The organism is Flavobacterium sp. LC2016-12 (assembly GCF_015351595.1).
GTDB lineage: Bacteria > Bacteroidota > Bacteroidia > Flavobacteriales > Flavobacteriaceae > Flavobacterium.
On sequence record NZ_JADKPT010000009.1, the window covers coordinates 157,677 to 170,633 of the forward strand.

The 12,957-nt window shown below is 32.5% G+C and carries 13 protein-coding genes; 9 read left to right on the forward strand and 4 right to left on the reverse strand.

Annotated features, from left to right (window positions below; genetic code table 11):
- The first annotated feature begins 131 nt into the window (after positions 1-131).
- The 5 genes from IRZ99_RS15180 (at position 132) to dnaG (ending at position 5,905) form a co-directional block, all read left to right on the forward strand.
- Positions 132-1,109 (forward strand): polyprenyl synthetase family protein, encoded by a 978-nt coding sequence (locus IRZ99_RS15180; RefSeq protein ID WP_194658075.1) that lies wholly within the window; start codon positions 132-134, stop codon positions 1,107-1,109.
- 190 nt (positions 1,110-1,299) lie between these two features.
- Positions 1,300-1,860, forward strand: a complete 561-nt coding sequence (locus tag IRZ99_RS15185; RefSeq protein WP_194658076.1) for an RNA polymerase sigma factor — start codon at positions 1,300-1,302, stop codon at positions 1,858-1,860.
- Positions 1,847-2,575, forward strand: coding sequence for a hypothetical protein (locus IRZ99_RS15190; protein WP_194658077.1), 729 nt, complete (start codon positions 1,847-1,849; stop codon positions 2,573-2,575). Before IRZ99_RS15185 ends, IRZ99_RS15190 begins: the two co-directional genes overlap by 14 nt.
- Before the next feature lie 43 nt (positions 2,576-2,618).
- Complete coding sequence (locus tag IRZ99_RS15195) at positions 2,619-3,710, forward strand: hypothetical protein (protein WP_194658078.1); 1,092 nt, start codon at positions 2,619-2,621, stop codon at positions 3,708-3,710.
- A 128-nt stretch (positions 3,711-3,838) separates the two neighbouring features.
- On the forward strand, positions 3,839-5,905 hold the full coding sequence (gene dnaG / locus IRZ99_RS15200) for a DNA primase (protein WP_194658079.1): 2,067 nt from the start codon (positions 3,839-3,841) through the stop codon (positions 5,903-5,905).
- On the opposite strand, the gene IRZ99_RS15205 is transcribed toward dnaG, so the two are convergent.
- Together IRZ99_RS15205 and nadE are read right to left on the reverse strand one after the other, a co-directional pair.
- The gene (locus IRZ99_RS15205; protein ID WP_026730588.1) at positions 5,902-6,531 is read right to left on the reverse strand and encodes a response regulator transcription factor; all 630 of its coding nucleotides are present in this window, start codon (positions 6,529-6,531) and stop codon (positions 5,902-5,904) included. The two genes, dnaG and IRZ99_RS15205, sit on opposite strands and share 4 nt — an antisense overlap.
- Before the next feature lie 96 nt (positions 6,532-6,627).
- On the reverse strand, positions 6,628-7,434 hold the full coding sequence (gene nadE, locus IRZ99_RS15210; protein ID WP_194658080.1) for an NAD(+) synthase: 807 nt from the start codon (positions 7,432-7,434) through the stop codon (positions 6,628-6,630).
- Positions 7,435-7,533: 99 nt separating this feature from the next.
- Here nadE and gldB point away from each other — a divergent pair, with 99 nt between their 5' ends.
- Positions 7,534-8,490 (forward strand): gliding motility lipoprotein GldB, encoded by a 957-nt coding sequence (gene gldB / locus IRZ99_RS15215; protein WP_194658081.1) that lies wholly within the window; start codon positions 7,534-7,536, stop codon positions 8,488-8,490.
- Positions 8,490-8,825 carry a gliding motility protein GldC gene (gldC, locus tag IRZ99_RS15220; protein WP_026985662.1) on the forward strand — a complete coding sequence of 112 codons (336 nt, stop codon included), beginning with the start codon at positions 8,490-8,492 and terminating at the stop codon, positions 8,823-8,825. The genes gldB and gldC overlap by 1 nt, the downstream gene beginning before the upstream one ends.
- A gap of 969 nt (positions 8,826-9,794) precedes the next feature.
- On the opposite strand, the gene yihA is transcribed toward gldC, so the two are convergent.
- Both yihA and IRZ99_RS15230 read right to left on the reverse strand, forming a co-directional pair.
- Positions 9,795-10,415, reverse strand: coding sequence for a ribosome biogenesis GTP-binding protein YihA/YsxC (gene yihA / locus IRZ99_RS15225; protein ID WP_026985664.1), 621 nt, complete (start codon positions 10,413-10,415; stop codon positions 9,795-9,797).
- A gap of 42 nt (positions 10,416-10,457) precedes the next feature.
- Positions 10,458-11,222 (reverse strand): alpha/beta fold hydrolase, encoded by a 765-nt coding sequence (locus tag IRZ99_RS15230; protein ID WP_026985665.1) that lies wholly within the window; start codon positions 11,220-11,222, stop codon positions 10,458-10,460.
- Between the two features lie 378 nt (positions 11,223-11,600).
- Here IRZ99_RS15230 and mraZ point away from each other — a divergent pair, with 378 nt between their 5' ends.
- Together mraZ and rsmH are read left to right on the forward strand one after the other, a co-directional pair.
- Positions 11,601-12,074 carry a division/cell wall cluster transcriptional repressor MraZ gene (gene mraZ, locus IRZ99_RS15235; protein ID WP_026985666.1) on the forward strand — a complete coding sequence of 158 codons (474 nt, stop codon included), beginning with the start codon at positions 11,601-11,603 and terminating at the stop codon, positions 12,072-12,074.
- Positions 12,049-12,957: a 16S rRNA (cytosine(1402)-N(4))-methyltransferase RsmH gene (gene rsmH, locus IRZ99_RS15240; protein ID WP_194658082.1), complete on the forward strand. Its 909-nt coding sequence runs from the start codon at positions 12,049-12,051 to the stop codon at positions 12,955-12,957. The genes mraZ and rsmH overlap by 26 nt, the downstream gene beginning before the upstream one ends.

Consider the following 12,957-nt stretch of genomic DNA (forward strand, 5'->3'; position numbering starts at 1 on the left):
TAATGAACTCAAATTAGGCTTTAACCAGATTATGTTTTGGGTGGTGAATTTACATTAGTGTACAAATTGTTGATATACTAACGTAAAATACACAACGTTTTTTTATTTAAAATAGTATATTTGGAATCGAAATGAATATTACTTCTCAAATAAAACAGCCCATTTTTAACGAGATGGAACTTTTTGAAAAAAAGTTCCATGAATCGATGACTTCAAAGGTTGCATTACTGAACCGTATTACGTATTACATTGTAAATCGAAAAGGAAAACAAATGCGTCCTATGTTTGTTTTTCTGACAGCAAAAATGGTTTCTGAAGGTATTGTAAACGAAAGAACGTATCGCGGAGCTTCTGTAATTGAGTTGATTCATACAGCAACTTTAGTTCATGATGATGTGGTTGATGATAGCAATCGCCGTCGTGGATTTTTTTCGATTAATGCACTTTGGAAAAATAAAATTGCTGTTTTGGTTGGAGATTATTTATTATCGAAAGGATTATTGCTTTCGATAGATAATGGTGATTTTGATTTACTCCGAATTATTTCTGTTGCCGTTCGCGAAATGAGCGAAGGAGAATTACTTCAAATAGAGAAAGCCAGAAGACTTGATATTACTGAAGATATTTATTATGAAATTATCCGAAAAAAGACCGCCACACTTATCGCGGCTTGTTGTGCACTTGGCGCAAAATCGGTAATTGAAGATGATATTCAGGTCGAGAATATGCGCAAATTCGGTGAGCTTATCGGAATGGCTTTTCAAATCAAGGATGACTTGTTCGATTATAGTGAAGAAGCCATCGGTAAACCAACCGGAATTGATATTAAAGAGCAAAAAATGACTTTGCCTTTAATTCATGTTTTAAATACTTGTACTCCGCAAGAAAAAAAGTGGCTGATCAACTCCATCAAAAATCACAATAAAGACAAAAAACGCGTTAAAGAAGTTATTGCTTTTGTAAAAGACAATAATGGTTTGGCGTACGCCGAAAATAAAATGGTGCAATTCCAGCACGAAGCACTTTTACTTTTAGAGAATTACCCTGATTCTGAGTTTAAAGATGCTCTTACTTTGATGGTGAACTACGTTATTGAGAGAAAAAAATAATTAGATAATTAGAAAATTTGTCAATTAGATAATTGGTTGTACTTTGTTGTAAATCAGTTGTTTGTTTTTACTTGTTTGGAATTTGGATTTTTTTTATTGATTTTTTTCCAACCTCATGCAACCATTTCTCAACCTAACTCGTCTATGCTAATAGAAGTCTGTTAGTAAACCAAAAACCGAAAGCTTATAAATGAAAATTATTCATTTACATCAAGAAGAAACCGAACTTATAAAGTTGGCTGTCGAAAATAATCGGCAAGCACAACAACAGATATACAGCCGGTTTTCTTCAAAAATGTTAAGTGTTTGTCGACAATATATAAAAGACATTCAGCTGGCAGAAGATGTAATGATCACGGCTTATATGAAAGTGTTTGCCAACTTGAACAAATTTGAACATAAAGGAAGTTTTGAAGGCTGGATTCGTCGGATAATGGTAAACGAATGCATTTCGTATTTAAGAGTTCAGAAGAAAGTGAAATTTACTGAAGATGAAATTTATGTAGAAGAAAGTTTCAATGCAATTGACAGTCAGTTTTCAATAGATCAGATTCAGTTTTTAATTGATGCTTTACCGGACGGTTATAAAATGGTTTTCAATTTATACGCCATTGAAGGATACAAACACAATGAAATTGCCAAGATGTTAGGTATTAATGAAGGAACATCTAAATCGCAATTATCGCACGCCAGAAAAATGCTGCAAACACAAATTACTATTTTAAAAAAACAAGATAATGGAACCGAATAATTTTGAAAAGGATTTCCGTGAAAAACTAAACGAGCGCAAAATTGAACCAAGCGATAAAGCGTGGGGTCGATTGGATGCGATGCTGAGTGTTGCTGAAGAAAAGAAACAGCCAAAAAAGAAAAACAAATGGTTGTATATCGCAGCAAGCCTTGTTGGGTTTTTATTGGTTGGAACTTTCTTCTTTAATCAGAAGAAAAACGAAGTTGAAATTCCAAAAAACACTATTGTAATTAAAGAAGATCAAAAGAGAGATTCAGTAGTAAAACCAACTCTAAACATAATTGATTCGGTTAAAACGGAAATTGCCGTTTCTGAAAAAGATGGAACCCAAACTTCAGCAAAAAAATCAATTGCAGAAAAAATAAATCATAATAAAAACACAAATAAAACCATTAAAAATGAATCAAATCAAATAGCGGAGTCTTCAGTCATCATCAAAAACAATCAGGAAAAACAATCCATCAACAATCAAACTTCAGTTGTCGAAACTTCTAAAAGCGAAACAGTAGATCAATTATTGGATTCGGCCGAAAAAACAATAATTGCTGAAAATTCGACTAAGCCAAAATCAAGAGTAAAAATAAATGCTAATGATTTACTTAATCAAGTCGATGGAGAATTAGAACTCTCTTTCAGAGAAAAACTTATTTCTAAAATCAATAGAAATTATCAAACGGTCAAAGTGGCCGTTGCTAATAGAAATGTTAAAAATTAATTATTAAGATCGTCAATCAAATCATCAATCAAAAAAAACAATCATGAAAAATTTTACCATTTATTTATTTATTTTATTCTTCTTATTAGTCAATAAAATGATAGGGCAAGAAACTTTTGAGAACAAAGCAAAAGCAATTGCTGTAAGTATTGAAAAAATTACTACTGAGGAAAAAGCAGCTTTAAAAAAAGAAATTGACGAGGTAAACAGTCAATTAATTGAAGGAACAATTTCTAAGGAAGAAGCTGAAAAGAAAAAGAAATCTTTGGCCGAAATCAGAGCACGTAACATCGAAAACAGAACTGCAGTAGAACAGGATAAATTGCAAGAATTAGTTCAGGAAAAGGTAGATGGTAAAATAGATTATAAAAAAGAACGAGGAGGAACAATTATTTTACTTGGCGGAAGCAATGATTCTATTAAACCGAATCAAACAGAGATTAATATTCCCTCCATGAAAGTTTATGAGGGCAGAGAAGCAAAAGTTAAAAGAGAATCTAAAAGAACAACATCTCAATTTGTGTTTGCTGCCGGGTTAAATAGCACGATGGTGGATGGAAAACTTCAGGATTCAAATTATAGTTTTATAGGATCACATTTCTACGAGTGGGGTTTTACATTTAACTCAAGAATAATGGCTGATAATAATTTATTGCATGCTAAATACGGACTTTCGTTAATGTATAATAATCTTCGACCAACAGATAATCGCAGTTTTGTGGTCAATAATGAGGTAACAGAATTAGTGACCAACCCAATAAATTTAAAAGAATCGCGCTTTAGAAATGTTTATTTGGTAGTTCCTGTGCATTTAGAATTTGATTTTTCAAAAGATGGCAATTATGAAGGTAAAAGCTATTTTAGAACCCATAAAGGTTTTCGTTTGGGAGTTGGAGGATATACAGGAATTAATGTAAAATCGAAACAGATTTTAAAGTATGAAGACAATGATTACAAAACGACTCAAAAAACAAAAGGAGATTTTAATACAAATAACTTTATTTACGGGTTAAGTGCCTATATAGGTTATAAGGAAACAAGTTTGTATTTGAAATATGATTTGAACCCGATATTTCAAGATAATCCAGTGAAGGAGAATAATATTTCATTAGGTATACGTTTCGATTTTAATTAAATAAAAATTAAATTAGTTAGTAAGGAAAGCGCTTTGAAAGAGGCGCTTTTTTTATGTAAAAAATCGGCAAATTTCAAGATGGATTTATGTATTTTTACAAGCTCTCAACTTTAAAAATATTTTACGTTTTGATCTCACAAAGTACAATTGATTCTGTTTTTGAAACTGCTCGTGTAGAGGAGGTTATTGGTGATTTTGTTAATTTAAAACGTGCCGGAAGTAATTTTAAAGGATTGAGTCCCTTCTCAGATGAGCGCTCTCCGTCGTTCATGGTATCGCCTGCAAAAGGAATCTGGAAAGATTTTAGTACTGGAAAAGGAGGGAACTCTGTTAAATTCCTGATGGAGCACTCGCAATTTACCTATCCGGAAGCCATTCGATATTTGGCCAAAAAATACAATATCGAGATTGAAGAGACCGAACAAACAGACGCAGAAAAAGCGATAACTGATGTTCGTGAAAGTATGTATTTGGTTTCAGAATTTGCAAAAGATTATTTTAATAAAACACTTTTAAATTCAGAGGAAGGAAAAGCAATTGGGCTTTCTTATTTTAAGGAAAGAGGTTTTACAAATGAAACAATCAAAAAGTTTAGTTTAGGATATTCTCCGGAAACCTGGGATGCTTTAACCAAAGAAGCTTTAGGAAAAGGATATAAATTGGAATTTTTAGAAAGTACCGGTTTGACAATTCCTCGAGAAGATCGTCCTTTTGACCGTTTTAAAGGTCGTGTAATGTTTCCGATTGAAAGTATGTCGGGACGTGTTTTGGGTTTTGGAGGACGTATTTTAACGAATGATAAAAAAGCGGCGAAATACTTAAACTCGCCAGAAAGTGATATTTACCATAAAAGTAAAGTGCTTTACGGGATTTATCAGGCTAAGCAATCAATAGCCAAACAAAATAATTGTTATTTGGTTGAAGGGTATACTGATGTAATTCAGTTTCACCAAGCCGGAATTGAGAATGTTGTGGCGTCTTCAGGAACGGCATTAACGCCGGATCAGATTCGATTAGTAAATCGTCTGACCAGAAATATTACCGTACTTTTTGATGGCGACGCAGCAGGGCTTCGTGCTTCTATTCGCGGAATCGATTTGATTCTGGAAGAAGGAATGAATGTAAGAGTTTGCGCTTTTCCTGACGGAGAAGATCCGGACAGTTTTGCCCGAAAAAATTCTCATGATGATTTAGTAGCTTATTTAGAGGAAAACAGTAAAGATTTTATACAGTTTAAAGCTTCTCTTCTAATGAAAGAGGCTAAAAACGATCCTATAAAAAAAGCCGATTTGATTCGCGATATGGTTGTAAGTATTTCGAAAATTCCGGATCGTATTCAGCGTGAAGTTTATACTCAGGAATGTGCCCGAATAATGGATATCTCGGAGCAGGTTTTGGTAAGTACGTTAGCTCAGTTGATTCAAAAAGACCTGACAGAAGCTAATAAAAAGCAAAAACAGGAACAAAAACCTTTTGAAGTTGTTAGAAACCAAAATCCTAAAAACACTGGTTTTTCAGGAGGAGACCCGGAAGATCCAAGAAATGGACCGCCTGAGGGTTATTTTGAAGAACCAGGATATCCTCAGCAACAACAACAAAATGAAAAGGTTGATATATTATATCGTCTGGAACGAAAAGTAATTGAAATTTTATTGCTTTATGGCGATAAAACAGAAGAATTTGAAGATGTACTTTTAAAAAATAATGAAGAAGGTGAAATTGTAATGGTCTCTGAAAAGAGAGAATATAAAGTTTTTCAGCGAATTTATCTGAGTTTACAGGAAGACGAAGTAGAACTTTCGAATAATTTATTTAGAGATATTTTTACCGATATAATTGCTTTCTATCATCAAAATGAAAAATTTAATCTTGAACAATATTTAATGCGTTTACAGCCTGATTTTGCTCAGGAAGTTACAGATATTTTAATGGAAGATGAGCGATTAGCTCTTCACAATTGGGAAGGACAGAATATTTTTTCGAAAATGAAACACGAAACGATTGCGCAATACGTTACGGAAACGATTATGTCTATGCGTTGGTTTTTGGTAGATAAAATTATCGAAGAATTAAAAAGCTCTATACAACCTGATAATTCAGATAATACAGAGCTTTTGTCTATGGTTGTCGATTACTCAAAATTGGTTAATTCATTCTCGAAAAAACTCGGAAGAGTAATGTCGAGGTACCATTAAATAATTTCTAAAGTCTTCGCTTTGTTAACTAAGTCAACTAAATTAGTAACATTCAATTTAGTCAATAATCTTAATTTGTAAGTACTGATCGTTTTTTCGTTCAGATTTAAGATTTTAGAGATTTCATTGTTTTTCTTACCATCACTTAAATAACGTAAAACTTCAATCTCGCGATTTGACAGTTTTCTGTACAAACGTTCGCTTTTGCTTTGTTTAGCAATTAGAGCCATGTTTTTACGTACAGTCTCGTTGATGATAATTTTTCCTTCGTGTACTTTGATAATAGAAAGACCTAAAGTTTCAAGTTTTTCTGTTTTGTGTACATACCCGGAAACTCCTGCTTTAATTGCATTTGGAGCATACATTTGTTCAGCGAGGTCACTAAAAATTACAATTTTTGTTTTTGGGAAGTTTTTCAGGATTGATTTAACTTCAAAGATACTAGAAAGACCTTCTAACTCTAAATCCAGAATTAGAATGTCAATTTCCTTCGTTTGAAGAATATCTCTAACCATTGAAAAATTGCCCACATTGGCAACAATTGAAATTTGATCGTGGTCTTTAAAATAAGACTTAACGCCAAAGTGAGTCACAGGATGATTGTCTGCAAGACATACTTTAATCATAATTTTTACCTTTTTAGAATTGTTTTATCATGTTTTTGGAGCTGTAAAATTAATAAATAAATTCTGTAATTAATCGAAGGTAAATGTTAAAAAGTTTTATTTTAACGTTTTTGGTATTATGCAGACCGGTATAGCATCCATTTTATGCTTGTTGCTGGTGTTTAATCGTTTATAAATTTCAAAGACAGATTTTTCTCTCCCATTAAAGTCATCTGCCGTTTTTCCTGACTCCGCCGCTAACATGGCCCATTCAAGTTCGTCATAACTTGCTCCTAATTGATCTTCATCGGTTCTGTTATCACCAAAAAGGCCATCTGTAGGAGCTGCTGTTAAAATTGAATGTGGAATTGCTAAAAATTCTCCCAGAGCATAAACATCAGATTTCATTAAATCAGCAATCGGACTTAAATCAACTCCGCCATCTCCATATTTAGTATAAAATCCTACTCCAAAATCTTCAACTTTATTCCCTGTTCCAGCTACTAAAAGTCCGTGAATACCTGCTAAATAATACAGGGATGTCATTCTGATGCGAGCACGTGTATTGGCTAAAGACAAGCTTACCTTGGCTTCGTCATCTGTTTTTGGAACAGAGCTTTTAAAAGCTTCAAAAGTGGCTGTTAAATCAGTTTCTATGCTTGATACATTTGGGAAACGTTTCTTTAATTGGTCGATATGTTCTCTTCCCCTTGAAACTTGACTTGCGGCCTGGTGAATTGGCATTTCAACACATAAAACCTGTAAACCGGTTTGAGCACATAATGTAGAAGTTACAGCAGAATCAACTCCGCCGGAAATTCCAATTACAAAACCATTTACTTTTGCACTGTTAGCATAATTTTTTAACCAATCTACAATGTGGGTATTTACTTTTTCTGTTTGAATTGTACTTTTTTTAGCCATAATAGTTCAAGTTTTAAGATACAGGGATGTATATTTGCACAAATATTTTTAAGTATGTCTTTATTTAAATTTATGCAACACAAATCTAATTAAAATAAAATGAAAATATATCGCTTTATAGTGGTTCTGTCTCTGTTTTTTTTGTCTTGTGATCAAAAAAGCAAGGTCGAAAAAGAAGTGGAAGAAATTCCGGTTGATATTAAAGTAGAACGTTTTGATAAAGTTTTTTTTGAAACAAAACCTGAGGATTTAGCCAAAGTAAAAAGACAATATCCTTTCTTTTTTCCGGCTGGCAATGATGATTCAGTTTGGCTGCAGAAAATGCAGGAGCCAATTTGGAGAGAAGTGTATGAAGAAGTGCAGAAAAAGTATGCAAATTTTGAGCCTGTACGTCAGGAGTTTAATTCGCTTTTTCAACATGTTAAATATTATTTCCCTAAAACTAAAACTCCAAAAGTAATTACTGTGATTGGTGAAATGGATTATAATGCCAAAGCAATTTATGCTGATAGTCTGGTAATTGTAGCTTTGGAATTGTACTTAGGGAAGGATCATAAATTTTATGAGTTTCCGAATTATTTGAAGCAGAATTTTGAGGAAAAACAAATTATGCCTGATGTAGTTTCAAGTTTTGCTTACAGAAATATTCCGGCGTTTCCGGATAGGAATTTAGTTTCTCAAATGATTTTTGAAGGTAAACAATTGTACGCAAAAGATTTATTGTTGCCAGAATATACAGATGCCGATAAAATTGGTTATATGCCTGAGCAAATAAAATGGTGCGAAGAAAATGAAGCGTATATGTGGCGTTATTTTCTTGAAAAAGAAATGCTCTACAGTGATGACCCTAAATTAACAACCCGATTTATGACACCTGGACCGTTTTCTAAATTTTATCTGGAAATAGATAATGATACACCAGGAAGAGTTGGCGCGTGGATTGGATGGCAAATAGTGCGATCGTATATGAAGAATAACAATGTTACGTTGCCGGAATTATTAAAAACAGATAATAAAGAGATTTTCGAAAAGTCAAAATATAAACCTAAGAAATAATGTCAGATACAATAAATTCAGAGATTAAATTCAATATAGAATTAGATGAAAACCGTGTTCCGGAAAAATTAACCTGGAGCGCACAAGATGGCGGCGTGCAGGCCGAAGAAGCAAAAGCAATTATGTTGTCTATTTGGGATAGTAAAGCGAAAGAAACTATGCGTATTGACTTATGGACAAAAGATATGCCAGTTGATGAAATGAAAATTTTCTTTCACCAAACTTTAGTGGCAATGTCAGATACTTTTAAGCGTGCAACTGACGATGAGAAAATGTCAGACACAATGAAAGATTTCTGTGATTATTTTGCAGAAAAATTAGAGTTGACAAAATAATAGATTCCAATTAGAAGAATTCCAAATTCCAAACATTACGATTGGAATTTGGAATTTTCTGTTTATATGTTTTAGTGTTTAAATGAAATTAAAAAAGTGGAATTTGGAATTAAATTCTGGTTTTATCTTAAATTTAATCTTAAATTTTATCGGGGATTTATTTTTATAGATTATTTTAGTGAAGTAAAACTTGACCTTATGCTATTTCCATTTCTTGTTAGTCTTGTAGGATTGTTTTTTTTACTGGTAAACAGTATTCTGTTTTATATGACTCGTAATAACAAAGGAGGTCAGTATTTTATAATTACGGCTTATTTGATTTGTTTATTTGTGGAGGAATTGCTTTGCAATATTATTGGGTTCTACCATCCAGGATCTAACTTTTTTCTTTCGCATTACTATTTCATTTTTCAATTCATTGCTTTAAGTATATTTTTCAGAAATTTATTTTCAAATATTATTTTAAAACGCATAATACTTCTTTTTCTCATACTGGTTTTAATTCTATTAGCGATACAATATTATAGAGAACCGGATCTCTACTGGAGTTTTAATTTGTTTGAAATTGGAGTTACCTCAGTATTGTTAATTTCATATGGGTTAATTTTTTTAATACAAAATCTTAGAAAAACTAAATTGAATTATTTGTATTTCACTAATGGATTGGTGATATATCTAATAAGTAGTTTGAGTATTTTTTTGACTGGAAATACAGATTCAGTAATTTTAACTGAGCCATTTTTGCTTGATTTTTGGTTTTTTAATTCCTTGTTTTATATCTTATATCAATTTTTAATATTTAAAGAGTGGAAAAATTTAACCGTAAAAGATCGATTAAAAAATTCTACGTTGACCATGTTTTTAAATATTCTGAGAAGGTCAGATCGATAAAAGATTTCAAATAAAAAAAATCCCAAATTCCAATTTATACTTGGAATTTGGGATTTTTTTTATTTCTTTTTTTGGAATTTAAAACTGCGAGTTGTTTTTAAAAACTTCCTGATTTACTTCATCGATATAAGATAAAAGATCTTCTTTTCCTGTTGATTCTGTTGATGAGGTTACAAAATATTGAGGCATTTCTTCCCAGTTGTTAGCAAACATTTGTTTTTTGTATGCTGCAATATGAGAATCAATTTTTGTTTTACTGATTTTATCTGCTTTCGTAAAAATAATACAGAACGGAATTTCGCTTTCACCCATATACGACATAAATTCAATATCTATATTTTGAGCTTCATGACGAATATCAATCAAAACAAAAGCACAAACTAGTTGCTCTCTGGTTTCAAAATAATCAGTAATAAATTGCTGGAAAACTGATTTTGTTTTTTTGGATACCTTTGCATAACCATAACCAGGTAAATCTACTAAGAACCAATTATTATTGATTTTAAAGTGATTTATTAATTGTGTTTTCCCAGGTCTTCCTGAAGTTTTTGCTAAATTTTTGTGATTGGTAAGCATATTGATCAACGAAGATTTACCAACGTTTGATCTTCCGATAAAAGCATATTCCGGCAAAAATTCCGCAGGGCATTTTGCAACTTCAGAATTGCTGACAATAAATTCGGCGGTTGTAATTTTCATGTTTTTTGTTTTTAAAACCTCCTAAAAGTCGAAAGTTAGATGCTATAAATTCTTTTTAACGAGCCATTCTTCAAGAATTTTGTTGAATTCCTGAGGATGTTCCATCATAGCAGCGTGTCCACATTTGTCTATCCAATACAAAGTTGAATTAGGCAATAATTTATCAAATTCTTCGGCAACATTTGGTGGCGTAACGGCGTCATTTTTACCCCAAATAATACAGGTTTCCACTGTCATTTTTGGTAAATCTTTAGCCATATTGTGACGAATTGCACTCTTGGCAATCGTTAAGGTTTTGATTAATTTGATGCGGTCATTAACCGTTGCATAAACTTCATCAATAAGTTCCGGAGTGGCAATAGCAGGATCATAAAATACATCTTCAGCTTTCTTTTTGATGTATTCATAATCACCTCTTTTTGGGTAACTATCTCCCATAGCGCTTTCGTAAAGACCAGAACTTCCGGTTATTACAAGTCCTGCTACTTTTTCAGGATATAATTTTGTGTGATAAAGTGCAATATGTCCTCCTAGTGAGTTACCTAATAAAATTACCTGATCAAAACCTTTGAAAGTAATGAAGTCTTTTACATATTTTGCAAAGCTTTTTACGTTCGTTTTTAAAATGCTTTGCGTATATATTGGCAAATCAGGGATGACAACTTTGTATCCTTTTGTTGGGAAATATTCGGCTACAGCATCAAAGTTGCTAAGGCCTCCCATTAAGCCATGTAAAATAACGATAGGAGTACCTTCTCCAGCTTCATAATAGCTGTATTTGCCTTCTTTTTTGTAGTGTTTGTCCATCTAATTTAATGCCAATTTCAATTTGGACAAATATAGGGTTTAATAAATAAAAATGAATTTTTGCTACCGTTTTTTAACTAGATAATTTTTGTAGAATATCTAAGTGGTTAGAAATCAGATTTTAGAGGTGATTTTAGTGGAATTGCCAAATGTTAAGAAATCTGCATAATAGGCATTTTTTTAAGAAAAATGGTGCATAATTTTTTTGATTGATTAGCGTAATTGGAAATTCAGTAATAATTAGCTAATGTATTGATTCGTTGTAAATTAGATGTAGTGGGAGGAAAGTGGTTAAACTTATTAACAAAGTGGTATATTGTGGTAAAATGTGGTAATATTTTTTATATTTTTGTCCTATAACATATTAATTGATTTTTCTTGAACACAATTGTTGGAACATATGAGTGTAAAGTTGATGCTAAAGGAAGGCTAATGATGCCTGCGCCTTTGAAAAAGCAATTGGCTTCTTCTCTTCAGGACGGATTCGTTTTGAAGCGCTCGGTTTTTCAACCATGTTTAGAATTGTATCCGATGGAAGAATGGAACCTGATGATGCAAAAAATCAACAAGCTGAATCGTTTTGTAAAAAAGAACAATGATTTCATTCGAAGATTTACTGCCGGAGTTAAAATGGTGGAAATTGATGCATTAGGAAGATTGTTGGTGCCAAAAGATTTGGTAGCTTTTTCAGGTATTGCTAAAGATGTGGTTTTTTCATCTGCGGTTAATATTGTGGAAATTTGGGATAAGGATTTATATGAAAAATCAATAAGCGGCGAAGATATGGATTTTGCAGATTTAGCCGAAGAAGTAATGGGAAATATTAATGACGACGACAATGGAATATCATAATCCGGTTTTACTTCATCCTACAGTTGATGGTTTAAATATTAAACCTGATGGCATTTATGTAGATGTTACGTTTGGAGGTGGTGGGCATTCAAAAGAAATTTTGAGACGTTTAGGGCCAAACGGTAAATTATTTGCTTTTGATCAGGATGAAGATGCACTTGCAAATGCATTACCGGATGAAAGGTTTACCTTAATTAATGAGAACTTTAGATTTATAAAAAGGTTTTTGCGTTTTCATGGTGTTAAAGGAGTAGACGGAATCCTGGCTGATTTAGGAGTTTCATCCCATCAGTTTGATGTTCCGGAAAGAGGATTCTCTACAAGATTTGATGCTGAACTGGATATGCGGATGAGTCAAAAAAATGATTTAAATGCTTATCGGGTGGTTAACGAATATGAAGAACAGGATTTGCGTCGTGTTTTTTTTGATTATGGGGAGTTGAAAAACGCACCGGCTTTGGCAAGAACAATTGTAGAAGCCAGAGAGAAATATCCAATCAAAACAACAGACGAATTAAAAGTGGTTTTGGCAAAATATTTACCTGAAAGAGTTAAGAATAAAATATTAGCCCAGATTTATCAGGCGATTCGAATTGAGGTAAATCAGGAAATGGATGTTTTGAAAGAGTTTATTGAGCAGTCATTAGAAATTCTAAATCCGGGAGGAAGGTTTTCAGTAATCTCTTATCATTCTTTAGAAGACAGATTGGTAAAAAGATTTATCAAAAACGGAATGTTTGAAGGAGAACCGGAACGTGATTTTTATGGAAACTTTTCCGTTCCGTTTAAAACCATCGGAAAATTGATTGTTCCTGATGATGCTGAAATTAAAATCAACAACAGAGCAAGAAGTGCAAAATTAAGAATTGCTGAAAAGATATAA